Annotated in this window: 24 protein-coding genes and 1 pseudogene; 11 read left to right on the top strand and 14 right to left on the bottom strand. The window is 47.4% G+C overall.

The window, feature by feature from the left end:
• Positions 1–55: 55 nt before the first annotated feature.
• Genes chrA through chrS form a run of 3 tightly spaced genes read right to left on the bottom strand, consistent with a single transcriptional unit; the run spans position 56 to position 1,653 of the window.
• Complete coding sequence (chrA, locus tag MST20_RS09775) at positions 56–592, bottom strand: chromate efflux transporter ChrA (RefSeq protein WP_243941845.1); 537 nt, start codon at positions 590–592, stop codon at positions 56–58.
• On the bottom strand, positions 589–1,173 hold the full coding sequence (gene chrB / locus MST20_RS09780; RefSeq protein WP_243941847.1) for a chromate efflux transporter ChrB: 585 nt from the start codon (positions 1,171–1,173) through the stop codon (positions 589–591). The genes chrA and chrB overlap by 4 nt, the downstream gene beginning before the upstream one ends.
• A 21-nt stretch (positions 1,174–1,194) precedes the next feature.
• Positions 1,195–1,653 carry a chromate efflux transcriptional regulator ChrS gene (chrS, locus tag MST20_RS09785; protein WP_206761243.1) on the bottom strand — a complete coding sequence of 153 codons (459 nt, stop codon included), beginning with the start codon at positions 1,651–1,653 and terminating at the stop codon, positions 1,195–1,197.
• Between the two features lie 253 nt (positions 1,654–1,906).
• Here chrS and ggt point away from each other — a divergent pair, with 253 nt between their 5' ends.
• Positions 1,907–3,484: a gamma-glutamyltransferase gene (gene ggt / locus MST20_RS09790; protein WP_243941849.1), complete on the top strand. Its 1,578-nt coding sequence runs from the start codon at positions 1,907–1,909 to the stop codon at positions 3,482–3,484.
• A gap of 86 nt (positions 3,485–3,570) precedes the next feature.
• Here ggt and alsR read toward each other — a convergent pair whose 3' ends face one another.
• On the bottom strand, positions 3,571–4,449 hold the full coding sequence (alsR, locus tag MST20_RS09795; protein ID WP_243941850.1) for an acetoin biosynthesis transcriptional regulator AlsR: 879 nt from the start codon (positions 4,447–4,449) through the stop codon (positions 3,571–3,573).
• Between the two features lie 160 nt (positions 4,450–4,609).
• On the opposite strand from alsR, the gene alsS reads away from it, so the two are divergent.
• Positions 4,610–6,328 (top strand): acetolactate synthase AlsS, encoded by a 1,719-nt coding sequence (gene alsS, locus MST20_RS09800; protein WP_243941852.1) that lies wholly within the window; start codon positions 4,610–4,612, stop codon positions 6,326–6,328.
• A gap of 53 nt (positions 6,329–6,381) precedes the next feature.
• Complete coding sequence (gene budA / locus MST20_RS09805; protein WP_106070888.1) at positions 6,382–7,143, top strand: acetolactate decarboxylase; 762 nt, start codon at positions 6,382–6,384, stop codon at positions 7,141–7,143.
• 99 nt (positions 7,144–7,242) lie between these two features.
• Here budA and MST20_RS09810 read toward each other — a convergent pair whose 3' ends face one another.
• Positions 7,243–8,010, bottom strand: coding sequence for a class I SAM-dependent methyltransferase (locus tag MST20_RS09810; protein WP_243941854.1), 768 nt, complete (start codon positions 8,008–8,010; stop codon positions 7,243–7,245).
• A gap of 110 nt (positions 8,011–8,120) precedes the next feature.
• On the opposite strand from MST20_RS09810, the gene MST20_RS09815 reads away from it, so the two are divergent.
• The gene (locus tag MST20_RS09815; RefSeq protein WP_243941856.1) at positions 8,121–9,062 is read left to right on the top strand and encodes a LysR family transcriptional regulator; all 942 of its coding nucleotides are present in this window, start codon (positions 8,121–8,123) and stop codon (positions 9,060–9,062) included.
• A gap of 8 nt (positions 9,063–9,070) precedes the next feature.
• On the opposite strand, the gene rbsB is transcribed toward MST20_RS09815, so the two are convergent.
• From rbsB to MST20_RS09845, 6 genes and pseudogenes are all read right to left on the bottom strand, one after another.
• Positions 9,071–9,985: a ribose ABC transporter substrate-binding protein RbsB gene (gene rbsB / locus MST20_RS09820; RefSeq protein ID WP_243941858.1), complete on the bottom strand. Its 915-nt coding sequence runs from the start codon at positions 9,983–9,985 to the stop codon at positions 9,071–9,073.
• A 14-nt stretch (positions 9,986–9,999) separates the two neighbouring features.
• A pseudogene (gene rbsC / locus MST20_RS09825) lies at positions 10,000–10,961 on the bottom strand (ribose ABC transporter permease RbsC).
• A 1-nt stretch (position 10,962) separates the two neighbouring features.
• Entirely contained in the window at positions 10,963–12,444 is a 1,482-nt protein-coding gene (locus tag MST20_RS09830) for a sugar ABC transporter ATP-binding protein (RefSeq protein ID WP_243941860.1), read from the bottom strand.
• 37 nt (positions 12,445–12,481) lie between these two features.
• Complete coding sequence (gene rbsD / locus MST20_RS09835) at positions 12,482–12,877, bottom strand: D-ribose pyranase (protein WP_243941862.1); 396 nt, start codon at positions 12,875–12,877, stop codon at positions 12,482–12,484.
• Positions 12,874–13,755 carry a ribokinase gene (gene rbsK, locus MST20_RS09840; protein WP_243941865.1) on the bottom strand — a complete coding sequence of 294 codons (882 nt, stop codon included), beginning with the start codon at positions 13,753–13,755 and terminating at the stop codon, positions 12,874–12,876. The genes rbsD and rbsK overlap by 4 nt, the downstream gene beginning before the upstream one ends.
• Positions 13,756–13,757: 2 nt before the next feature.
• A complete protein-coding gene (locus MST20_RS09845) occupies positions 13,758–14,738 on the bottom strand; it encodes a LacI family DNA-binding transcriptional regulator (protein WP_243941867.1) in 981 nt (326 codons plus the stop codon).
• An 820-nt stretch (positions 14,739–15,558) separates the two neighbouring features.
• Between MST20_RS09845 and pgsB the strand changes: the two genes are divergently transcribed.
• The 5 genes from pgsB to MST20_RS09870 all read left to right on the top strand — a co-directional run bounded on the left by pgsB (position 15,559) and on the right by MST20_RS09870 (position 20,257).
• A complete protein-coding gene (gene pgsB / locus MST20_RS09850; protein WP_003185833.1) occupies positions 15,559–16,740 on the top strand; it encodes a poly-gamma-glutamate synthase PgsB in 1,182 nt (393 codons plus the stop codon).
• A 15-nt stretch (positions 16,741–16,755) separates the two neighbouring features.
• Complete coding sequence (pgsC, locus tag MST20_RS09855) at positions 16,756–17,205, top strand: poly-gamma-glutamate biosynthesis protein PgsC (RefSeq protein ID WP_003185831.1); 450 nt, start codon at positions 16,756–16,758, stop codon at positions 17,203–17,205.
• 19 nt (positions 17,206–17,224) lie between these two features.
• Positions 17,225–18,394 carry a CapA family protein gene (locus MST20_RS09860; RefSeq protein ID WP_243941868.1) on the top strand — a complete coding sequence of 390 codons (1,170 nt, stop codon included), beginning with the start codon at positions 17,225–17,227 and terminating at the stop codon, positions 18,392–18,394.
• Positions 18,391–18,558, top strand: coding sequence for a hypothetical protein (locus MST20_RS09865; RefSeq protein ID WP_243941869.1), 168 nt, complete (start codon positions 18,391–18,393; stop codon positions 18,556–18,558). The genes MST20_RS09860 and MST20_RS09865 overlap by 4 nt, the downstream gene beginning before the upstream one ends.
• A 454-nt stretch (positions 18,559–19,012) precedes the next feature.
• Entirely contained in the window at positions 19,013–20,257 is a 1,245-nt protein-coding gene (locus tag MST20_RS09870; protein WP_243941870.1) for a C40 family peptidase, read from the top strand.
• Positions 20,258–20,297: 40 nt separating this feature from the next.
• Here the strand turns inward: MST20_RS09870 and MST20_RS09875 are convergent, their stop codons facing one another.
• Positions 20,298–21,158 carry a Cof-type HAD-IIB family hydrolase gene (locus MST20_RS09875; RefSeq protein WP_243941871.1) on the bottom strand — a complete coding sequence of 287 codons (861 nt, stop codon included), beginning with the start codon at positions 21,156–21,158 and terminating at the stop codon, positions 20,298–20,300.
• Positions 21,159–21,345: 187 nt separating this feature from the next.
• The gene (locus MST20_RS09880; protein WP_243941872.1) at positions 21,346–22,302 is read right to left on the bottom strand and encodes an LCP family protein; all 957 of its coding nucleotides are present in this window, start codon (positions 22,300–22,302) and stop codon (positions 21,346–21,348) included.
• A gap of 298 nt (positions 22,303–22,600) precedes the next feature.
• Between MST20_RS09880 and MST20_RS09885 the strand changes: the two genes are divergently transcribed.
• Complete coding sequence (locus tag MST20_RS09885) at positions 22,601–23,974, top strand: sugar porter family MFS transporter (RefSeq protein ID WP_243941873.1); 1,374 nt, start codon at positions 22,601–22,603, stop codon at positions 23,972–23,974.
• Between the two features lie 54 nt (positions 23,975–24,028).
• Here the strand turns inward: MST20_RS09885 and MST20_RS09890 are convergent, their stop codons facing one another.
• Positions 24,029–24,166 carry a hypothetical protein gene (locus MST20_RS09890; protein WP_023857161.1) on the bottom strand — a complete coding sequence of 46 codons (138 nt, stop codon included), beginning with the start codon at positions 24,164–24,166 and terminating at the stop codon, positions 24,029–24,031.
• Between the two features lie 141 nt (positions 24,167–24,307).
• Here MST20_RS09890 and MST20_RS09895 point away from each other — a divergent pair, with 141 nt between their 5' ends.
• Complete coding sequence (locus MST20_RS09895; RefSeq protein ID WP_243941874.1) at positions 24,308–25,441, top strand: zinc-dependent alcohol dehydrogenase; 1,134 nt, start codon at positions 24,308–24,310, stop codon at positions 25,439–25,441.
• The last annotated feature ends 6 nt before the right edge of the window (positions 25,442–25,447 follow it).

A 25,447-nucleotide genomic window follows, 5' to 3' on the forward strand; every position in this document is an offset into this window, starting at 1 on the left:
GGTTATGCGGTGCTGATTTTTTATATCATCCGTTAGAAGCGGCCGGACGTCCCTTCTACAAGAGCGGAATGACAAGCCCGCCGTAAGCGAAAGCGGCCACGATCAGGAAAGCCGGATGGACGCGGAACTTCGTCAAGGCCACCAAAGAGATCAGCGCGATGACAAGTGATTGAACCAAGCCGATCGACTGGATTGCGTCACCGCCGATTTCCCACGTTAAAAGAAGCATCATCATGGCGATAACCGGCTGAACCGACAAAGTCATTCCTTTGACGATTGGCGACTGGCGGTAGCGGCCGATCAGCTTGAGCAGCAAAACGAGCGCGATGGCCGAAGGCAGTACAGTTGCGGCAAGAGCAATGAGAACACCGGGCCATCCGAGCACACTGTAGCCGACATAAGCGGCGATTTTTGTCGCGATCGGGCCCGGCAGCGCGTTTGCGAGCGCAAGCATATTTGAAAATTCCTCTTTTGACAGCCAGTGAAAATGCTGAACAACTTCTTCAAAATTAAGCGGAATTGAAGCCGGACCGCCCCCGTAGCCCAATAAATTTGCAATAAAGAAAGCCCAAAACAAGTAAAAGATGATCATGAAGCGGACACTCCCTTATCCTTTTCCCGGGCCGTTTTTCTTTTTAATTTGAAGTGGAACGCGCCATACGTTAAAAACAGGATGACAATGATGCCGGGATGGATGGAAAACACTTGAAGAACCAAAAACGCAAGAATAAAGAAAAGCACGCCGGCAAGCAAGCCGAAGCCTTTCAATGCTTTTTGCCCAAATTCGTAAGCCATGATGCCGAGCATGACGGCGATGACAGGGGTAACAGCGCCGATCATGCCGCTTACGATTTTGGAGTGGCTGAGCACATTAACGGCTGCGAACAAGGCGGCCATCGCAGCGCACGTCGGCAAGATATGAGCCGCTGTGGCCACGACAGCGCCCGGAACACCTTTCACTTTATGACCTAAATATGCCGACATTTTTGTCGCGATTGGTCCGGGCAGCGCATTGGCAATCGCCAAAATTTCCCCGAATTCATCATCATCGATCCATTTAAACTTCGAAACGGCTTCATGACGGATCAGCGGGATAACGGACGGTCCGCCGCCAAATCCCAATATCCCCGTTCTTGTCATTGCGATGATCAGTTCCCGGTAAGGGTGCTTCATTTCGCGTTTCCTCCTATTCAGTTAAAGCTTCATTCCCATTCGGCTCTTATATCGTTTAATCAGCATCTGGCAGTCGACACTCACAACGCCTTTCAGAGGATACAGGCGCTTCGTCAAAAATTCCTCCATCTCCTGATCATTTGCGAAAATGCCGTGCATATGCAGTTTGCTCGGCCCTGTCATATGATAGAGGCTTGTCACGGCGGGCTCTCTTTCCAAAGCAACGGCAACAGCCTCTAAATATTGGGGTTCGACTTCAACATTGAAAAACACCGATACGTGAATCCCGACCTTGACCGGATTGATGACGGCTGTGAATTTTTCGATGATGCCTTCTTCAATCAAGTTGTTGATCCGCGTCTGTACGGCAACTCTTGAAAGTCCCACGCGTTTTCCTAAATCGGTATAAGAGATTCTTCCTTCCTCATGCAAGATCGAAAGGATTTTTTTATCCGTTTCATCAAGAATTAAATTTGGCATATGGTAGTCGAGGCTCACAAATGTCCCTTCCTTTCTGTTTGGTCATTATCATGCGAAATTGCTTGTCAATCGCATTAAAAATGAACATTTTGTAAATTGTATCACAATGCGGGTTTCGATATGAATCATTTTAACGTTTTTTTAATACTTATTGAAAAAGGGTGGCAGTTTTTCTTCCCTGAAAGTAGCACCTCTTTAAACGGGCCACTATACTTCAAAGACAAATGGATGCTTGAAAGAAAGGAAGGGAGCTATGGAGAAGCTGAAGATCGGTTCGAAACAAATGGTTGTCAGTCCTCATTATCTCGCTTCGCTTGCAGGGAACAGCATCATGGAGAAGGGAGGAAACGCGTTTGACGCGGCTGTGGCAGTAAGCGCGTGCCTTGCTGTTGTCTATCCGCATATGACAGGACTCGGAGGGGATGCTTTTTGGCTGATGTATCACAATGGAAGCGGTGAGATCAAAGGATACAATGGCAGCGGGCGGTCGGGGCGGAAAGCGGACCGGAATCAGTATAAAGGAGAGCGCGCCATTCCGGTCAGGGGCATGAGCAGTGCGATTACCGTGCCGGGGATGGCGGACAGCTGGGCCGAAATACTGGCGGCATACGGCCGTTTATCGCTTCGGGAGGTGCTGAAGCCGGCGATCATGTATGCAGAAAAGGGTTTCCCGGTCTCGCCTGATCAATGTCAAAACACGGTGAAAAACGCCGAGTGGCTTTCCGGTATGCCGATCACTGCAGATATTTATCTTCCGGGAGGAAACCCGCCTTCTCCAGGTGAGCGCTTTGTGCAAAAAGAGCTAGCGCGCACTTTGGCGATGATCGCTGAGAAAGGAAGAGACGTCTTTTATAAAGGGGAAATTGCCCAAGCTTCAGCAGCCTATCTGCAAAACAACGAAGGCATCTTGACCCTGGAAGATTTCGAGCGGCATAAAGGGGAATGGGTGTCACCGCTTTCCTCTACATACAGAGGATATGCGATCTATCAAATGCCTCCGAATTCACAAGGATTTACCGGTCTTATGGCATTAAATATTTTGGAAAACTACGACTTTGGCATGATCGAGCACGGTTCTTTCGAGTATTATCATCTGCTCATCGAAGCATTGAAATTAAGTATTTCCGATAGCAATAAAGTATTGACTGACCCGGAATTTTCCCAAATACCGCTGGGGCGCCTGCTTGACAAAGGGTATGCGCGGGAGCTGGCCGCAAAAATCGGACTGCCGGCTCTTCAGGCACAGAGCCGGCCGCACGGTGGTGATACGGCTTATGCTGCAGCAGTAGATGAAGACGGGAATGCTGTTTCGTTTATTCAAAGTTTGTATTTCGAATTCGGCTCAGGTGTGACAGCTGGAGATACCGGCGTCATTTTGCAGAACAGAGGGTCGTTTTTCTCGCTTGACCTCGGCCATGTCAATACGCTGGAGCCGGGAAAAAGAACGTTTCATACGCTGATGCCCGCCATGGCGTTCAAAGGCGGCAAGCCGAAATTTCTTTACGGAACGCAGGGGGGAGAAGGACAGCCGCAGACGCAGACGGCTCTTATCACGAGAATGATAGATTACGGGATGGATCCGCAAACCGCCGTTCATGAACCGAGATGGGTGTGGGGCAGAACATGGGGAGAACAGGTGGAAGGTGTAAGAATAGAAAGCAGAGTGGCGCCCGAAGTGATTGAAAAACTGCGAAAGCATGGGCATCATGTATCCATTGTCGGCGACTTTGACGGTGTGATGGGTCATGCCGGCATCATTGAGATTGATGATCAAGGTTTCCTGAGAGGGGGAAGCGATCCGAGAAGTGACGGGGCGGCAATCGGCAGTTAACTCCGTTTTCAAAACGCGCATTCGTCAATATGAGAAAAAAACCCCGTGAACAAGGAGGATTTGTCCACGGGGTTTTTTCTATCCGGCTATGAGTATTGATCCGAGATTTCGATGAAATGCTTAAGCGCCGGATTGCGGTTGTCTTTTCGATGTGCGGTAATCCATTCTGCGCGAAGGGGAAAGTCTTCGATTTCTTTGTATACAACATCGAGGTTAAATAATCGTTTAGCCGCTGTAGGCACGACGGCGATTCCCATTCCGGCTGTCACGAGGCCGATCACCATTTGGTATTCTGTAGCTTCCTGGGCGATGTTGGGGATAAACCCGGCTTTTTCACACAGGAAATTAAATTCCGTGTATAAAGAGGGCCACGCTTCTTTGGCTATGACAATCAGCGATTCGTCTTCAAGATCTTTCAAATGTACCCGGGGTTTTTCTGTCAGCGGGTGGTGTTTCGGAAGTGCAAGGACACAGTGGCTTTTCTTCACCGTGTATGACTTCAGTTCATCGTTTCCCAACGGGGGATGCAGCACCCCGATGTCAATGTGTCCGTTTAGCAGTGCATCGACCTGATTGGGGGTTGAAAGCTCCCGAAGATCAATCTGCACGGACGGGTACCGGTTTCGGTATTCCCTGATGATGGGAGGCATGATCTCGTATGTTGCGGAGCCGACAAAGCCGATCACGAGTCTGCCCAGCTCCCCGCGGGCCGTCCGCTGAGCCATGTCGACGGCTTGATCAATCTGGGAAAGTCCTTCCTTGATTTGTTTTAAAAAGACCCCGCCTGCCGTCGTCAGCCTGACGGCTCTTTTTGACCTCTTCAGCAAGGTGACGCCTATTTCACTTTCTAGCTGTTTAATCTGCTGGCTGAGCGGAGGCTGAGTCATGTTCAGCCGAAGAGCTGCTTTTCCGAAATGCAGTTCTTCGGCAACAACCATAAAATAACGAAGATGGCGCAGCTCCATTATTCACTCATTCCTTTCTGAATGCGATTTCAGTCGTTTTACATATTAATTGTAAGACAAAGAAGTATTGGAAAACAATTTCCACAAGATGTATATTTAATAATACAATAATTTTATTAAAAATTCATTGTAAACGAATGAAAATGGAGGAGTGAGGGCTTTGAAAAATGTAGCCGCTAAAAATGAAACTCTTACTGTAAGAGGAGCAGAGCTTGTGGTGGATAGTCTCATTCAGCAAGGTGTCACTCATGTTTTCGGTATTCCGGGAGCGAAAATCGATGCGGTGTATGACGTATTGAAAGACAAGGGGCCTGAACTGATTGTTTGTCGTCACGAGCAGAATGCAGCATTTATGGCGGCGGCAGTCGGACGATTGACTGGAAAGCCCGGTGTTTGCCTGGTGACTTCGGGTCCGGGAGCGTCTAATTTAGCGACCGGTCTTGTAACAGCCAATACAGAAGGAGATCCGGTTGTTGCCCTGGCGGGTGCTGTAAAAAGAGCGGATCGTCTCAAAAGAACTCATCAATCGATGGATAATGCGGCGTTGTTTCAGCCGATTACAAAATATAGCGCAGAAGTGGAAGATGCGAACAACATCCCTGAGGCTGTAACCAATGCATTCAGAGCGGCAGCTTCCGGACAGGCCGGGGCAGCGTTTCTCAGCTTTCCGCAGGACGTTACGGCCGGTCCGGCAACTGCCAAGCCGGTGAAAACCATGCCGGCGCCGAAGCTGGGCGCGGCTCCGGATGAACTGATCAGCGCGGCTATCGCCAAAATTCACAATGCGAACCTTCCCGTCGTGCTTGTAGGGATGAAAGGCGGAAGACCTGAAGCGATTGAAGCGGTACGCCGTCTGCTGAGAAAAGTGAAACTGCCGTTTGTTGAAACATACCAAGCAGCGGGTACGCTGTCTCACGATTTGGAAGACCAGTACTTCGGCCGGATCGGATTATTCCGCAATCAGCCCGGAGATATTTTGTTGGAAAAAGCGGATCTCGTTTTGACGGTCGGCTATGATCCGATTGAATACGACCCCGTCTTTTGGAATGGAAAAGGCGAGCGCAGCGTGATTCATCTTGATGAAATACAAGCCGATATCGATCATGACTATCAGCCTGAAATTGAGCTGATCGGCGATATCGCAGAGACGTTAAACCATATTGAACATGATTCTTTGCCGGTTTCCATCGATGAGTCATTTGCACCTGTGCTTGATTATTTGAAAAAAGCGCTGGAGGAGCAGAGCGAGCCGCCTAAAGAAACAAAAACAGATCTTGTTCATCCGCTGCAAATCGTTCGCGATTTGCGTGATTTGCTGAGTGATGACATCACAGTTACTTGTGACATCGGCTCCCATGCGATTTGGATGTCGAGATATTTCCGCACCTATCGTCCGCATGGACTGCTGATTTCCAACGGTATGCAGACGCTGGGCGTTGCTTTGCCGTGGGCGATCGCAGCAGCGCTGGTCAATCCGGGACAGAAAGTCGTGTCTGTTTCCGGAGACGGGGGCTTCCTGTTCTCCGCGATGGAGCTTGAGACAGCGGTCAGATTGAAAGCGCCGATCGTTCACATTGTCTGGAATGACAGCACATACGATATGGTTGCGTTCCAGCAGGAGATGAAATACAAGCGGACGTCAGGAGTCGACTTCGGCGGAATCGATATTGTAAAATATGCTGAAAGCTTTGGAGCAAAAGGTTTAAGGGTCAATTCGCCAGACGAATTGGCAGAGGTGCTTAAAGCTGGTCTTGATGCAGAGGGCCCGGTTGTCATTGATATTCCGGTTGATTACAGCGACAACGTTCATTTGGCTGATCAGCGTTTTCCAAAAAACTTTGAGGAACATTTTAATAAACAAGCCTCTAAGCAATCTTGATCACAGCAAGTCCAGTCATATCAAATTAAAATCAAGGGAGTGAAAAGAGGAAAATGAAAAGTGCAAGCAAACAAAAAGTGGTTCAGCCCGTTGACAAGAACCTCGACCAGGTCTTTCAGGTCTCAACGATGATATCGTTATTGGACGGGATTTATGACGGGGATTTTTACATGTCTGAAGCAAAGGATCACGGAGACTTCGGAATCGGAACATTCAACCGGCTCGACGGTGAGCTGATCGGCTTTGACGGTGAGTTTTACCGTCTTCGTTCCGATGGCAAAGCCTATCCTGTTCAAGGAAGCGATTGTTCTCCGTTTTGCTCGCTCGCTTTCTTCCGGCCGGATATTTATCACGAAATCAAGCAGCGGATGCCGCTTAAGGCGTTCGAGGAAGAAATGAAACGGATCATGCCGAGTGAAAACCTGTTTTACGCGATCCGCATGGACGGAACCTTTAAGAAAGTCAAAACGAGAACGGTTGAACTGCAGGAAAAACCGTACGTGCCGATGGTCGATGCGGTAAAATCGCAGCCGATCTTTGATTTTAATGATATTAAAGGAACGATCGTCGGCTTTTGGACGCCGCAATATGCCAACGGAATCGCAGTTTCCGGCTTCCATCTTCACTTTATTGATGAAGACCGCAATGTCGGCGGACACGTTTTCGATTATGAAATCGAAGAATGCACGGTGCAAATTTCTCAAAAACTTAATATGAATCTCAGATTGCCGAATACGCAAGATTTCTTTAAAGCGGATCTCAATAAACATGATCTTGCAGCCGGAATTGAAGCGGCCGAAGGCAATCCCGAGTAAATGAAAAAGCCCCCTCTTTGAAAAGGGGCTTTTTTGCGTTCGCTCGCTTCTTTAAAAATACTGTTGCGAAAAAGTCCGGAATCCAGCTGGCCGTTTTGCTTATGGCTTCACTCCGGCAATCAATACCGCTTTCAGACAAAAAGACACCGGATGCCCGTTTTCATCGTGGACAATGTTAAACATGTCGCGGCACGACTGGGACGGCTCTGACAAATGGGCATGGATGGCTGCCTTTCTTTGTTCAGGCACGGCGCCTCTTCGAAGCCAGCTCTCGTAATCGATCGGAAGATTCCATCTCTCCCGGACGGCAAAATCAAGTCCGTTCTCTTCAAACAGCTTCTGCCATTCGCTCTCTGAATACTCCCTTACGTGTGACGGGTCTCTCAATTGATTGAGCCGATTTATAAATCGGTCTAAAGCTTCGTCTGCAGGAGCACAATGATCGATGAGGAGAAAGGAGCCGCCTTTTTTCAAGACGCGCGCGATTTCCTGCATGGACCGGCTGATCTCCGGGAAATGGTGGGCTGCATACCGGCATGTGACAATATCAAAAGACCCGTCTGCAAAATCCAATTGTGCTGCATCGCCTTGAAGAAAAACCACATTTTCAGCATTTTTCTGTTCGGCAAATTGAGCCGCAGTTTGAACCATTTTTTCTGTAATATCGATTCCTGTGCAATGTTTGACAAAAGGCGAAAAGGCAATGACCGTATGTCCCGCTCCGGTTCCGATATCAAGCAGGGTTTCACCGCCGTTCAGATTCCGGCAGCTGACCATGGCATCAAGATCTTTTCCCGATGAGAACAGCGGCTCATCGCGATATTGCTCCGGATTTTTTGAAAATTGCCGTTGCGCGCTAGTTTTCATTTGTATCATCCTCCTATCGGCTATGTATTTATATTAGGGGAGTCGACAGCCATCAGTCTAAGATATAAAATGTATGAAAATGATAGACGGAAACTATGGGGGTGCGGGTATTGGATATGAGGCTTTTTGAATACGCGGCAGAGATTTTCAAAAAAGGCAGTTTTACAAAGGCGGCTGCCAGCCTGCATATCGCTCAGCCTTCACTGAGCCAGCAAATTAAAAAGCTGGAAAGCGAGCTCGGCTTTCCGCTGTTTTACAGAAATAGAGAGGGGGTCTCGCCGACTCCTCAAGGGATGCGCTTCATCCGAAAAGCGCAGGATATTTTGCGGTCAAGAGATGAACTGCTGTGTGAAATGCGCGATCAGCTCGAGGAAATGGGGACGGAGTTATCGATCGGCGTTCCCGCTGTCACGGGAGGGTATCTTCTTCCGCCGCTCCTGAAAGCCTTTCTGAAAAAGCATCCGAACGTACAGGTTCAGCTGATAGAAGACTCGCCGGCGGCATTGGAAAAAATGACGGAAAACGGAACGGTGGACCTGTCGATTCTCCCTTTGCCGATTGAAAATGACAGGCTCGCGATCCGGCCGATACTGACCGAGCCGCTTTTTTTGGCGATTCCAAATGAAAGGGAGAGCTGGATGACCGGCCAATTGCGGAAGCTCATCGATTCGGTCCGGTCGAATGCCGAAAATCTCCCTCTTGCTTTGAAAACGGCCGAGGGTGTGCCGTTTATTTTACTAAAAGAAGGCTACGGCTTCCGTAGAATGGTACTCGATTTATGTGCGGAGGAAGGGTTTCAACCGAAAGTGACCTTCAAAACAAGCAGCATTGAAACCGCCCAATCTCTCGTTGAACACGGAATGGGGGTCACGGTCGTGCCCCGGATGGTCATGCGGAAAGGGTCTGACAGGATCGTCTATGTACCTTTGCAATCCGATCCGTCCCGGACGCTTGTGTTTGCTTATCCGGAAACATGCTATTTGAGCCGGGCGGCAAGGGCTTTTATGGAGATGACCAAAAAAAATCAGACCTCTATGTTTGAAGAGGTCTGATTTTGTAGTTACTTTTTCGTTTCCAGTTTGAGCGGTGCGGGTATCGTTTTTTCAACTTTTTTGCCGTTCAAAATATCCCGGGCCGCTTGTACGGCGAGCTTGCCGATCAATTCAGGCTGCTGGGCGATCGTGGCCGACATGTCTCCGGCCTGAACCGCTTTAACCGCATCTTCATTGCCGTCGAAGCCGACGACAAGTATCTCTTTCCCTGAGCTTCTGATCGCTTCAATCGCGCCGAGCGCCATTTCGTCATTATGGGCGAAAACCGCTTGAATATCAGGATTTCCTTGAAGAAGGTTCTCCATAACGTTCAACCCTTTTGTCCGGTCAAAGTCGGCTGTTTGCTTAGCGATCACATTCAGCTTGTCATCAGCGGTCTTATGAAACCCTGAGCCCCGTTCCCTTGTTGCCGATGCGCCGGGGACGCCTTCAAGTTCAGCCACTTTTGCGCCTTTGCCGAGCTGATGTACGATAAAGTCCGCTGCCATTTGCCCGCCTTTTACGTTATCTGAAGCGACGAGCGTTTCTACTTTTCCGTTTTCGGCGGAGCGGTCAAGGGTGACGACCGGAATGCCAAGCGAATTGGCCGATTGGACTGCCGTTGAGATGGCGGAGGAGTCGGCCGGATTGATCAATAAAGCGTCAACGCCTTGCTGCAGAAGATCTTCGACATCATTCGTCTGCTTTGCCGAGTCATCTTGTGCATCGACGACAATCACTTCAATCCCTTGTTTTTTGGCTTCTTTGACAACTCCGTTCTTTAATGAAACGAAAAATGGATTTTTCAAAGTCGAGACAGATAAACCGATTTTGATATCCGTTCCTTTTTCTTTATTTGGCTTTGCCCATTCCGGCGGCTCCAGCGAGCAGGCGGACAGAAACAGAAGCGCCAATGCGGTGAAAACCGTTAATGTTTTTTTCATCAGTATAGCCCTCCTTAAGCGGATTTCTTGCGGTCCAGCAGGACTGCGATCAAAATGACGACACCTTTGACGACCATTTGGAAAAAGGAAGAGACGCCAAGCAGGTTCAAGCCGTTATTCAACGTTCCGATGATGAGGACGCCGATGAGTGTGCCGGCAATTCGTCCTCTTCCTCCGGCAAGGCTTGTACCGCCTAATACGACCGCAGCAATGGCATCGAGTTCGTAGGAAGTGCCTGCTGTCGGCTGGGCTGAGTTTAGCCGTGACGTCAAGATGGCTCCAGCCAACGCGGATAATAGGCCGGCAAGAGAATAAATCATCATTTTGACGCGCGGAACTTTAATGCCTGAGATCAGGGCCGCTTTTTCATTTCCGCCGATTGCATACGTTCGGCGGCCGAAAGGCGTTTTGTGAAGAATCACCCAAAGGATGATAAAGGCGGCCGCCATTGTAATCGCAGGGACGGGGATGCCTAAAAAGTAGCCGCGTCCGAAAAGCTGGAAGCCGTAGTGATTACCGAGCCCTGTAATCGGATTGCCGTCTGTGTAAACCATCGTCAATCCGCGGAAAATCGTCATTGTCGCAAGTGTTGCGATGAACGGGGCCATTTTACCTTTCGTGATTAACAGCCCGTTGACCAAGCCGAGCAGGGCTCCGATCAGGCAGCCGATGATGACGGCAAAAACAGGATCGATGCCGCCGGCGATCATGCCGGCGATCAATGCGCTCGACAGCGCCAAAATCGCTCCGACGGAAAGGTCGATGCCGCCGGTCAAAATGACAAAGGTCATGCCGAACGCGATCAGCGCATTAATGGCGACTTGTCTTAACAAGTTTAAAATATTTAACGGTTCTAAAAAGCTCGGGTTTAATACTGAGACGATGACGACGAGAATTATAAGGCCGAGAAACGGACCGAGCTTTGCATTACAGAATCGACATTAAGGCTTTTTTTCACAGCCGGTTGAGTTTTCATGTTACCGCCCTCCTGTAGCGAGTGTCATAATTCGTTCTTGCGTGGCATCATTTCTTGATAGCTCACCGCTTAGCGTTCCTTCATGGATCACAAGGACGCGGTCGCTCATCCCGAGAATCTCGGGCAGCTCTGAAGAGACCATGACGATCGCGACACCGCGGTCTGTCAGTTCGTTCATCAGCTGATAAATCTCCCTTTTCGCGCCGACATCGACGCCTCGCGTCGGCTCATCCAAAATCAGCACTTTAGGGCCGATCCCGATCCATTTGGCGATGACCACTTTTTGCTGGTTCCCTCCTGAAAGGTTTCGCGCGCGGGTTTCCGGCGATTCTGTTTTGATCGTCAGCCGCTTGATCAGAAGGTCGACAAATTCCTGCTCGCTTTTTTTGTCAATCCATCCTTTCGGTGAAAAGCTGGCGAGATTCGGAAGGGCGATATTTTCCCTGATGGACGTGTCGAGCACAAGTCCTTCATCCTTGCGGTTCTCGGTAATAAAGCCGATTCCTTTTTGAACGGCATCGCTCGGTTTTTTGAGCGTCGCTTTTTTGCCTTCGATGAAAATGTCTCCCGAATCAAGCGGATCGAGCCCGAAAACCGCCCTCATCAGCTCGGTGCGCCCGGCACCCATCAGTCCTGAAATCCCGACGATTTCACCGGAGCGGACGGTAAAGCTGATATTTTGGAAGACGCCTTTTTTGGATGCCTGCTTAACTTCGAGAACGACGCGTCCCGGATTTGGCTGTCTTTCAGGATAGCGTTCGGTCAGCTCCCGTCCGACCATCTTTTTCACCACTTCATGAAAGTCGGTGTCGGGAATCCGTTTCGTGTCGACCGTTTTTCCGTCGCGCATCACCGTGATCCGGTCGCAAATCGTGAAGATTTCTTCCATGCGATGGGATATATAGACGATGGAGACGCCGTTTTTCTTTAATGCTCTGATGACGCCGAACAGTTTTTCAATTTCTCTTTCTGTCAACGCTGCCGTCGGTTCATCCATGATGATCACTTTCGCGTCTGTCATAAGGGCTTTTGCGATTTCGATCATTTGCTGCTGGCCGACGGAACAGTCTCCGGCTTCTTTTTCAAGAGAAATCGAAACTCCGAGACTTTCAAGCTGCCCTTTTGCTAGCGCTTTCATTTTCTTGTGATTTAAAAATCCAAGTTTGGAAGAAAGCTCTCTGCCGATAAACAGATTTTCCAAAACGGTCATTTCAGGCCAAATGTTCAGCTCCTGATGGATAAAGGCAATGCCGTTCTGTTCGGCTTTCTTTGGATCTGAAAAATACGTTTCTTTTCCGTCGATCTCGATCGTTCCGCTGTCCAGTCTGTGAAGTCCAGTCAACAGATTCATGAGGGTCGACTTTCCGGCGCCGTTTTCTCCCATTAAAGCGTGGACTTCACCTTCCTGAAGTTCGAAAGAAACGCCGGACAGCACCTGGTTTTGGCCAAAAGCTTTATAAATGTCCTTCATTTTAATATGCATGGACTATCCCTTCTTTCCAGATGGAGAATGTAAACATCTAAAAGATCACTCCCGCGTGCAAGATGCAATTTGCATAAGGTGTGGCTTCCCCTGTGCGAATGACCGCTTTTGCGTGACTCGTCGCTTTTTTGAATGCTTCGTGCGGGATATAGTCAATTTTTCGGTTTGAAAATTCCGCTTTTAAAAATGCGGCTTGACCGGGATTGACGCTTTCTATTTCTTCGGCTGCCGTCACTTTTTCGACGGCCATTTCAGCGGCGATGAGCTTTGTGACCTCTTGAAATCCGGGCGTGCCCAATGTCAGCGCGAGATCGATTTTGGGGACGCCGGGAGGAACGGGCAGCCCGGCGTCCGCGATGACGACGGTGTCGGTATGCCCGAGATCGGCCAGTAATTTTGCGATATGGCTGTTTAATATTCCGTGTTTTTTCATGACAATTCACGCTCCACTTCATCCCGTTTCGGCATCCCGCCTTGCGCGCCGAATTTCAAAACTGAGAGGGAAGCCGCCCGGTTCGCAAAGCGCAAGGCAGATTCGATGCTTTGTCCTTCGGAAAGCGCGACGGCCAATCCCGCATTGAAGGTGTCTCCGGCTCCCGTCGTATCAATCGCATTGACAGGAAATGAAGGAACGATCCTTTCTTCCAGACCATTGTGATAGCGGACCCCGTTTTTTCCTTCTGTGATGAACAGCTTCTCCGGATAGCGCTTTAACGCTTCCTCCCGGGACATGCCCTGAAACAGTACCGAAGCTTCATGCTCGTTTGGCGTAATGTAGGCCGCATGTTCGACCGTTTCCGGGCGAAGCGGACGGGCTGGTGCCGGATTCAGCAGGAGAGGAATGCCGAGTGAGCTGCACAGTCCGCAGACATAATCGACGGTTTCTTCCGGAATCTCCTGCTGAATCAGAACGATGTCTGCCTGTTTAATCGCAGGCAGCGCTTTTTGAACGTATTCAGGTGTGACATGGTCATTTGCCCCTTTGACGACGATGATACTGTTGTCGCCGTCTGCGAGAACGATATGTGCGGTGCCGCTTTCCTGACCTGTAACCGGTTCCACATAATCTGTCAAAACACCATTCGCTTGAAAATTGTCGAGGATGGCTTTTCCGTAATGATCATCGCCGACGCAGCCGATCATATAGACCTCTGCACCAAGCCGGGCCGCAGCCACTGCCTGGTTGGCGCCTTTTCCGCCCGGAACCGTATTAAAAGATTCGCCAAGCACCGTTTCTCCGGCAGCCGGCCGCTTAGGCGATGTCACGACTAAATCCATCGAAGAGCTGCCAATCACACATATTTTACTCATTGTCATTCCGCCTTTCTTGTCGTTTGTCTTTCAATAAAGGCAACCGGCATCTGCACTGCCGATTGTTCAATATATTCATTTTTCATTAATCTCAGCAGCAGTTTTGCCGCTTCTTTTCCCATTTCATAGGCGGGCTGCCTGATCGTTGATAAAGAGGGGAAAAGCAATTCGCTTTGCGGAATGTCATCAAAGCCGATAATCTGCAGTTCGTCGGGAACTTTGATCTTCCGTTTCAAGGCTTCATGCAAAACGGCTGTCGCCACAATGTCATTGCTTGCGATTACGCCGTCTGTTTCCGGATAGGTGGCAAACAGCTCTGCCGCCCGTTTTTGGGCTTCCGGAAATGAAAATGTCTCGGTTTTCATAACATGAAAATCGATATCGGCCCCGCTTAGCATCTCCAGCGCTCCGTTGAAACGGTCTCTTGCAGTCTGAAGGTGGGCCGGTCCTTTGATCAGCGTAATTCGTTTCGCGTTTCTCCTGACCATTTCAGCCGCTGCGATTCTGCCGCCTTCGCGGCTGTCCGCGAATACAGCCGGCGCATTCTCGCCCGTCCGGTCAAGGAAGACGATCGGCATGGACAAGTCTTGATAATTTGGCGCATCCGGATAATTGGTCGCTGAAATGACCCCGACCACATGATTTTGTTTAAACGTCTGCAAATAATCAAGCTCTTTCTCCAAATTTTCATCGCTGTTTCCGAAGATGAGCCGGAAGCCGAGGCGGTGGATCTCATCTTCAACGCCGCGCGCAAGCTGAGGAAAGAATGGGTTTGTGATATCCGGCAGCAGCAGTCCGATCAGTCTGGACTCCCTTTTATAGAGAGACCTGGCTACTTCATTCGGGTGGTAATTCAGTTCTTCCATCGCTTTTAACACGCGTGTCCTCGTGTCTTCATGGACGTATCCAGTCTCATTTAATACCCGGGAAACCGTAGCGACAGATACTTTTGCAGCAAGTGCGACGTCTTTAATCGTAGCCAAAAAAGACTTCTCCTCTCCATTTGTGTAACCGTTTACATAAAGATTATCATGATCCTTTAAAAATCTCAATAAAAAAAGGGCGGGCGCAGAAATTTTTAGCCGGGTTGGGATATAGAGACATATACAGGTGTGTTGAATAGAAAATAACCTTCATTCGGCATAAATTGGCGAATACAGTAACAATGAGAATAATAAGAAAAATTAAAAATGTTAAAGTTTGATGAATTATCGTTGAAAAAAATTAATGGCTTTTTAAATCTTAGGATTTTAACCTAAAATCTGAAGAAATAAGGTGAATCGAACGGCTCACAAAAAATTTGGATTTGTTAATGAATCCCGCTTTATGCTAAAAGAAATTTTCATTTTTTAATAGGTGATCTGATTGTCATAGGACGTATTTGTTTTGAAGAGGGAACATTGGTGACTTTTTAACCTGTTGGAAAAGAGCGAAAATACAAAAAGAAAGGAGATATCCCGGTTGACAGCCCATTTCTAGGGGATTTCAGCCGGGGGAAAAAGAGATCCTGAATTCATCCTTCAATCTTTCATCAGAAATAGGGAGAAAAGTACAAAAATCATAATGTCGAATTTTGAAAGCGCATACTTAAAATGCTGACAAAAAACTGATAGGAATTAAGGACTTCTGATTTCCAAAAATATCAATAAAAAGATAGGCATTAATGACTCGGGTGAGGTGATCTTTGTCACGGAAAATTTCGTCGTCTTCTGTTACATAATGCCGATTGTGATTTCATAGTGAACCTATATACTGATGAATGAATTTACATATCAGATTCCAAGAAGGAGATGTAGACAAACAATGTGGGTAATGCTATTAGCCTGTGTGATCGTTGTTGGGATCGGCATTTATGAAAAAAGGCGCCACCAGCAAAACATCGATGCGCTGCCTGTCCGAGTGAACATCAACGGGATACGCGGAAAGTCCACGGTGACAAGATTAACAACAGGGATATTAATCGAGGCAGGCTACAAAACAGTAGGAAAAACAACCGGGACAGACGCAAGGATGATTTATTGGGACACACCGGAAGAGAAACCGATCAAAAGAAAACCTCAAGGCCCGAATATCGGAGAACAAAAAGAGGTTATGAAAGAAACGGTGGAAAGAGGGGCCAATGCGATTGTCAGTGAGTGCATGGCCGTTAACCCTGATTACCAAATCATCTTTCAGGAAGAATTGCTTCAGGCTAATATCGGCGTGATCGTGAACGTGCTGGAAGATCACATGGATGTGATGGGACCGACTTTGGATGAAATTGCAGAAGCTTTTACAGCAACCATTCCTTATAATGGACATTTAGTTATCACTGATAGTGAGTATACCGATTTCTTTAAGCAGATTGCAAAAGAAAGGAACACAAAAGTTATCGTCGCAGACAATTCTAAAATAACAGATGAATACCTCAGACAGTTTGAGTACATGGTATTCCCTGATAATGCGTCTCTTGCGCTCGGTGTGGCTCAAGCGTTGGGCATTGACGAAGAAACCGCTTTTAAAGGCATGCTGAATGCGCCGCCTGATCCGGGAGCCATGAGAATTCTGCCGCTGATGAACGCCAAAAACCCCGGACATTTCGTCAACGGTTTTGCGGCCAATGACGCAGCTTCGACTTTAAACATATGGAAGCGTGTAAAAGAAATAGGCTATCCTACGGATCAGCCGATCGTCATTATGAACTGCCGCGCCGACAGGGTAGACAGAACACAGCAGTTTGCGGAAGATGTCCTTCCTTATATTGAAGCAAGTGAACTTGTGCTGATTGGAGAAACAACAGAGCCGATCGTCAAAGCATATGAAGCAGGCAAAATTCCTGCGGACAAGCTGTTTGATTTTGAGCACAAATCAACGGAAGAAATCATGTTCATGCTGAAAAACAAGCTTGAGGGCCGCGTCATTTACGGAGTCGGAAATATCCATGGAGCAGCGGAGCCTCTCATTGAAAAAATACAAGATTACAAGATTAAGCAGCTCGTTAGCTAGGAGGAAGAAAACACAATGTTTGGATCAGATTTATATATCGCCCTCATTTTAGGAGTCTTACTCAGTTTGATTTTTGCAGAGAAAACGGGAATTGTACCAGCCGGCCTCGTCGTACCGGGTTATTTGGGACTTGTGTTCAATCAGCCGATTTTCATGTTGCTCGTTCTTTTTGTCAGTTTGCTGACGTATGTCATCGTGAAATTCGGACTTTCCAAAATTATGATTCTATACGGACGCAGAAAATTCGCAGCGATGCTGATTACGGGAATTCTTTTGAAAATCGGTTTTGATTTTATATATCCGGTGATGCCGTTTGAAATTGCCGAATTCAGGGGAATCGGAATTATCGTGCCGGGGCTGATCGCGAATACCATTCAAAGACAGGGATTAACGATTACGCTTGGAAGTACGCTTTTATTGAGCGGAGCAACATTCGTCATTATGTATGCTTACTATCTAATCTAAAGTTAGGTGTGTCAAATCGATGAAAAAACAACTGAACGTTCAGGAAAAACTGCTGAAGCTGACGAAGCAGGAGAAAAAGAAAACAAACAAGCACGTCTTTATCGTATTGCCCGCTATTTTCTGTTTAATGTTTGTCTTCACTTGGGTCGGAAGCGCCAAAACTCCTTCGCAAATGGACAAAAAAGAAGATGCCAAGCTCACAGCTACCTTTATGGGCGATATCATGATGGGAAGAAACGTAGAAAAAGTGACAAACTTACACGGTTCGGAAAGTGTCTTCAAAAATGTGAAGCCGTACTTTAATGTGTCAGATTTTATCACAGGAAACTTTGAAAACCCTGTAACCAATACAAAGGACTATCAAGAGGCAGAAAAGAACATCCATCTGCAAACGAATCAAGAATCAGTCGAAACATTGAAAAAGCTGAACTTCAGCGTACTGAACTTTGCCAACAACCATGCGATGGACTACGGGGAAGACGGTTTGAAGGATACGCTGAATAAATTCTCAAATGAGGACTTGGAGCTTGTCGGAGCAGGCAATAATCTCGAAGACGCGAAACAGCACGTATCCTATAAGGATGTGAACGGTGTAAAAATCGCAACGCTCGGTTTTACAGACGTCTACACGAAGAACTTTACAGCCAAAAAGAACAGAGGCGGAGTGCTGCCGCTCAGCCCGAAAATCTTTATTCCAATGATCGCGGAAGCATCCAAAAAAGCGGATCTTGTCCTTGTCCACGTGCACTGGGGACAAGAATATGACAATGAACCGAACGACAGACAGAAGGATCTGGCCAAGGCGATTGCGGATGCCGGAGCAGATGTCATCATCGGCGCTCACCCCCATGTTCTCGAACCGATCGAAGTGTATAACGGCACTGTGATCTTCTACAGCCTCGGGAACTTTGTGTTTGATCAGGGCTGGTCAAGAACACGGGACAGCGCGCTTGTACAATACCATTTAATGAATGACGGCAAAGGGCGCTTTGAGGTAACACCTCTCAACATTCGTGAAGCAACGCCGACGCCTTTAGGCAAGAGCGATTTCTTGAAACGAAAAGCGATCTTCCGTCAATTGACAAAAGGAACAAACCTCGACTGGAAAGAAGAGAACGGAAAATTGACGTTTGAAGTCGATCATGCGGACAAACTGAAAAATAACAAAAACGGAGTGGTGAACAAATGAAATTTGTCAGAGCCATTTGGCCGTTCGTAGGTTTAGTGTTGATCATTGCATTCATGTCTGCTTTCAAGTATTCTGATGAATTGTCAAACGATGAAAAAGCTAAAATCTCAACGGAAATCCAAAAAGTGAATCAGCAGGATCAAACAACGGAAAACCAACGATAACAGTGCAGAAAAGAGAGTGCCGCCGGCACTCTCTTTTTGCGTGTGCTGATTCCGGTTATAAAAGACCTGTGAAAAGCGGCTGATTTGAAAAGGAAACACGACAATTTTCTTAACCGGTCAGTGTATAAAGTTTTATAGAAAATCAGGAGAAAATATACATGGTTTTGGGGTTCATGTTTATTGTATTCTTTTGAAGGGAATAAAAACTGACAAATTTCGACTAAGCTTCAAAAAGACATCACCTTACCAATTCGGGATGGGAACTGCACCTCATGTTCATGACCTCTTTAGAATATTTCCCTTCATCCATTTAATCCGCGCTTAGGTGAAAAAGCTGATCATGCTGTGCTGCGCGTTTCTTCTCGCTATGACGCTGCTGTACACGCAAAAAAAGTCCTTTAAATATCCCAATTGAATGACGATGAAAGAGGAAAGAAGAGGAGGAACAGAACAATTGATAAAAAAAGCGGCAAACAAAAAGTTGGTTTTGTTTTGTGGAATTGCGGTGTTTTGGATGTCTTTATTTTTAACGAATCACAATGACGTACACGCCGATACGATCGGCGAGAAAATAGCAGAAACCGCCAGACAGCTTGAGGGTGCGAAATACAGCTACGGCGGAGAGAAGCCGAAAACGGGGTTTGACTCGTCAGGCTTTGTACAATATGTGTTTCAATCACTCGATATTACGCTTCCAAGAACGGTAAAGGAGCAATCGACCCTCGGAAACATTGTCAGCCGTCAGAAGCTCGAAAAGGGGGATCTTGTCTTTTTCAAAAATGCCGAACTGGAAACGGACGGACCGACTCATGTCGCCATCTACATGGGAAATGATCAAATCATCCACAGCACAAAATCAAACGGGGTTGTCGTGACAAAGCTTGAAGGTAGCTCTTACTGGAGCTCGGGGTATCTTAAAGCGAAAAGGATCACAAAAGAGCCCGAGATTTCTATGGACCCTGTCGTTCAAAAAGCAAAGAGCTATGTCGGTGTTCCATATGTATTTGGAGGAAACTCTCCCGATCTCGGGTTTGACTGTTCAGGGTTGACACAATACGTTTTCAGAGAGGTGCTCGGTGTTTATTTGCCTAGATCGGCGGAACAGCAATGGGCGGTCGGTCAAAAGGTGAAGCTTGAAGATATCCGGCCGGGTGATGTTTTGTTTTTCAGCAATACGTACAAACCGGGAATATCCCATAACGCCATCTATGCAGGGGGCGGCCGGTTTATCCATGCGAGCCGTTCAAATAAAGTGACGATCTCTTACTTGTCGGCTTCCTACTGGCAGAAGAAGTTCACAGGAGTCAGACGTTTTGACAACATGTCCCTCCCGAAAAATCCGATTGTATCCGAAGCGATCAGGCATATCGGCGAAGTCGGTTATCAAAAAGGCGGCACATCGCCTAAAGAAGGTTTTGATACGGCGGGGTTTATCCAATATGTCTATAAAACGGCGGCAGGAGTGGAACTTCCGCGGTACGCTGATAAACAATACAGTACAGGCAAGAAAATCACAAAACAGGAGCTGGAGCCTGGAGATATCGTGTTCTTTAAAGGAACCACTGTTCTCAATCCCGCCATCTATATCGGAAACGGCCAAGTCGTTCTTGTCACCTTGTCTGCCGGTGTGACGACAGCAGATATGGAGACGAGCGCCTATTGGAAAGATAAATACGCCGGAAGCGTCAGAATTGAGTAGCAGAAAACCGCTCGAGTCCATCTTCGAGCGGTTTTCTTAATTATTGATATTCATTTTCCAGCAGTTTATTAATGAAATAAGCGACGCCGTTTTCATCATTGCTTTTCGTGATAAACGTGCTGATATGCTTCAGTTCATTGATTGCATTGCCCATCGCGATCCGATGGCCGGCTTCCTCAAACATTGACAGGTCGTTCGGGCTGTCGCCGATCGCGTAGATGTCTTTTTTCTCGATTCCATAGTGGCGGGCCAGCTCTTTTAAAGCGCGGCCTTTGCCGGATTCATCAGGCAGAATCTCGATGATATGTCTTCCGGAAGATGTGAGTCCTAATTTTGGAAAGGCTGAAAGGTCTTCTTTTGCTTTTTTCAGCTTTTCCATATCAAATGAGAAGCACAACAGCTTATAAATATGTTCGTCTCCGTTAAAAACCTCGCGAATGTCGGGCACGGGTTTGATGCCGAATTGTTTAAACTGAGTCAGTGCGCCCTGCCAAAGCGTATCCCTGTCTTCATTAGGGTTGGCGCTTGTGACGATATCAAGCTCTGCTTCAAGCTTCTGCTCTCCGTCATAAGGAGAAAGCAGCGCGTCGTCCGTATAAACCTCAAAATAGATTTGATGATCTGTTAAGTATTGGGCCGCCTTTTTTCCGGCTTCCTTGTCCATTAACGTTCTGCTTAGGAGTTTATAGTTGAAATCGTGAACCGTTCCCCCGTTTGCGGCGATAATCGGAATATCCAAATCGTTCAGCAGCGCTTTGACGTCAAATGTGGCCCGTCCCGTGCAAATGGTTACGATGCAGTCTGAGATGAGCGCCTTTTTGATAGCGGCCCGGTTTTCTGCGGATATTTGACTTTCGGTATTTAAAAGAGTCCCGTCTAAATCGATCGCAATTAACCTCATTATGTAAAGATAACCTCCTGTAAGAGAGTTTGCCGTTTTTCGGGAGGCGAAAAACAGCTCTCTTCGGCAGTATTCCCTAAAAGGACATGTTATGTAAAAGGCTAAACCTAAATTTAGATTTTTTCAATAGTAAATCTTGAGTTTCATGAAATAGAAAAAGGATGAATCATCTTCATCCTTTTTCTCATTATACATCTAGCTGCTGTTTTAATTCCTGCTTGATTTCATTGAGATTTTCCTGGTCAAGCTGGAAATAGTAGACTTTGCCCGGTTGATAATCGCTCCCTTTCAATTGAAGGGTATCGATCGTTTGAATGGACGTCATAAACGGGATCAGCCCGATTGCATCATTCAGCGACAAGTTCATTGATACGTTCTTTCCGACTGTATCAAGGATATCGTCATAAGCCGGAATGGCAGTAAGCGATTTGGATTTGTTAATAATCGATTTGATGACTTCCATCTGGCGCTCGCCGCGTTTCAAGTCCGTATCGGCTTTTCTCGTTCTTACATAAGCAAGAGCCTCTTCTCCGGTGAGCGTCTGCTCGCCTGTTTGAAGGTTGACTTTGCCTTTCGTATCCTTTTTAATCTGCCGGACAATATAGTCTTCTTTGATTGTGATCGGTACACCGCCGAGCTCGTCAACTACTTCTTTGAAAGCTGAAAAATTGGCTTCCATGACGTAATCAACCGGAATGTCGAGCAGGTTTTCGACGGTTTCTGTACTGAGGTCGCGCCCGCCTAATGAGTGGGCATGCGTGATTTTATCAAAGCCGCGTCCAGGGATGTTAACATAGGAATCCCGCGGGATGCTCAATAGTTTCACTGATTTGTCTTTTCTGTTGAACGTGGCGAGAACCATCGCATCGCTTCGTTCTTTGTCCATGCTTTGTCCGGGACGGGCATCAATCCCCATCAACAGGATGGAGAAGTTATCTTTTTTAGGGTTGAACTCTTTAATCCGCTTGACGGACTGTTCTCCTCTGGAAAGGGTGACTTGCGCATCTTTGGAGGCGTTCGCCACTTTGTAGTACGCATAGCCGCCTGCGGCTGCTGTCGCCGTCAGGATTAAAACAATGAAAAACAATGAGTATTTCACCCATTTTCTTAGTCTCTTTTTCTTCGTTCGTTGCGATCGTAGCATGTATAAGCTCCTCTTTTATTTATATTGAAACGTACAATTGTTGAATAAGTCTAAATTTTGATAAAAAAATGTTTCCCAATCTTGGATTTTACAAGATATTTGCTGTTTTGCATATGGGGATTCTCTGGAAATTCCGCGGGATCTGATCATTTTGCCGCCTTAAATAAGACGATGAAACAGATAAAATGTTTCATATTTTTAAATTCCTTTTAATGGTACTCCGAGTTTCTAGAGGTTTGAAGAAAGCGAGACAAGGTTAAAGATTATAAAAGACGAGCCTTGTTAGGAGGATATACTGATGAAGGGAAAAAGATCGAATGCCTGGCTTTATTTTTTTGGAGCCTTGGGCGGTGTGCTCTACGGTTATGATACGGGCGTCATTTCCGGGGCGATTTTGTTTATGAAAGATGAGCTTGGGCTCAATGCCTTTACAGAAGGGCTGGTTGTCAGCGCAATTTTAATCGGGGCGATTTTCGGATCGGGCTTGTCCGGCAGGCTGACAGACCGCTTCGGGAGAAGAAGGGCGATTATGTCAGCGGCTGTGCTGTATTGCATTGGGGGGCTCGGAACGGCCCTTTCTCCAAGCACGGAATATATGGTGGTTTTCAGGATCGTGCTCGGCCTTGCGGTTGGCTGTTCAACGACCATTGTTCCCTTGTACCTTTCAGAGCTTGCGCCGAAGGAATCGAGGGGCGCGCTTTCTTCATTAAATCAGCTGATGATTACGATCGGGATTCTGGTCTCTTATTTGATCAATTATGCATTTAGTGATGCAGGCGCATGGCGCTGGATGCTGGGCTTGGCTCTTATTCCGTCAATCGGCCTTTTAATCGGGATCTTTTTCATGCCGGAAAGCCCGCGCTGGCTCTTAACAAAAGGAAAAGAAGAGAAAGCGCGACGGGTTTTGTCCAAGATGAGGGGAGGAAAGCAGGTCGATCAGGAAGTCAAAGAAATTAAAGAAGCGGAAAAGCAGGATCAGGGGGGCTTGAAAGAGCTGCTTGAACCATGGGTGCGCCCGGCGTTAATCGCAGGAGTCGGACTGGCGTTTCTCCAGCAATTTATCGGAACCAACACGATTATTTACTATGCCCCAAAAACGTTTACGAATGTCGGATTTGAAGATTCGGCGGCCATTTTGGGGACAGTCGGCATCGGAACGGTCAATGTCCTGATGACGCTTGTGGCGATCCGCTTTATTGACAGGATTGGCCGGAAGCCGCTTTTATTATTTGGAAATGCCGGCATGGTCATCAGTTTGATCGTGCTTTCTTTCACCAATCTCTTTTTTGGCAATACCGCTGGTGCGGCATGGACGACGGTCATCTGTTTAGGTGTGTTTATCGTCATATTTGCCGTCAGCTGGGGTCCGATCGTCTGGGTGATGCTGCCTGAGCTGTTCCCTCTTCATGTCAGAGGGGTGGGAACCGGAGTATCGACTTTAATGCTTCATGCAGGGAACTTAATTGTGACATTGAGTTTTCCGGTCCTCATGGAAGTGATGGGCATTAGTTACCTGTTCCTGTGCTATGCGGCCATCGGCATCGCGGCCTTCCTGTTCGTTTACTTTAAAGTAACAGAAACAAAAGGCAAAAGCCTTGAAGAGATCGAGCAGGATTTACGGGACAGGAACGGCGGAATCACGGGAACTGACACGCAGCCGATAGAACGATAGGTAAAAAAGGATGGGGATGGCCCCATCCTTTTTTTGTGTGAGGAGGCCAGCCGATCATGGCTGATCTCTGTTTTCTCCGTCTTCTGGCTGCGAATCGTCATGGCGCGGCAGATTACCCGTTCTGATCGCCCGAAACACGAGAAAGAAAATAACGAAAACAACCAGCCCTCCGACTAGTATTTGCAGCAGCATCCCAACACCTCCGTTTTCTTCTATGTATGAATCATGGCTGCTCTGCATGACGGTTAATGAAACGTTTGTTTAAAAAACTGAATAAGAACCCGGGTTTATCTCACACTAAAGTCAACTGAACGATAATGGGAGTGTGACGATTTGAAAGCTGTAACGTTTCAAGGGCCTCAGCGTGTTGAAGTCAGCCAGGTGGAGGACGCCAAAATTGAAAAAAGCGATGATATCGTTGTCAGAATTACTTCTACGGCGATTTGCGGATCAGATCTCCATCTTTATCAAGGAAATTTTCCTCTTCCGAAAGGCTTTCAGCTCGGCCACGAACCGATGGGAATTGTAGAAGAAACAGGACCTGATGTAACAAAAGTGAAAAAAGGAGACCGGGTCGTCATCCCGTTTACCGTTGCCTGCGGACATTGCTTTTATTGCGAAAACAAGCTGGAAAGCCAGTGCGACAATGCCAATCCCCATTATGATTCAGGCGGATATTTCGGCTACTCGGAAAAGTTCGGAAACCACCCTGGCGGACAGGCTGAATATTTAAAAGTGCCGTTTGGCAACTTCACGCCGTTTGTCATCCCTGAATCATGTGAGATGGAGGACGAGTCGCTCCTGTTTTTATCAGATGTCCTGCCAACCGCGTATTGGAGCGTGCTTCATGCAGGCGTCAAAAAGGGGGACACCGTCATTGTCCTCGGCTGCGGACCGGTCGGATTAATGGCGCAGAAGTTTGCCTGGATGGAAGGGGCGAAGCGGGTCATTGCAGTAGACTACTTGGACTACCGCCTAAGGCAGGCTGAAGCGTTAAACCGCGTTGAAGTATTTGACTTTACAAAATATCCTGACATGGGCGAGCATTTAAAGGAGATTACAAAAGGCGGGGCGGATGTCGTGATCGACTGCGTGGGGATGGACGGCAAAAAATCTCCGCTTGAGTATCTGGAGCAAAAACTGAAGCTTCAGGGCGGCACGCTCGGACCGATTCAAATTTCTACAAAGGCGGTCAGAAAGTGCGGGACCGTACAGATTACGGGGGTATATGGAAGCAATTATAATATGTTTCCGCTCGGCGCGTTCTTTTCCAGAAATGTTACGCTGAAAATGGGGCAGGCCCCGGTCATCCATTTGATGCCTGAGATTTACAAGAAGATCGAAGAGAATCAATTCGATCCAAAGGAAATCATTACGCATCAGCTTCCGCTTGAAAAAGCCGGCCGCGCTTACCAATTGTTCAACGGCCATGAAGATGATTGCATTAAAGTGATTTTGAAGCCATAGCGATGA

The organism is Bacillus sp. B19-2, from assembly GCF_022832475.1.
Lineage (GTDB): Bacteria > Bacillota > Bacilli > Bacillales > Bacillaceae > Bacillus > Bacillus paralicheniformis.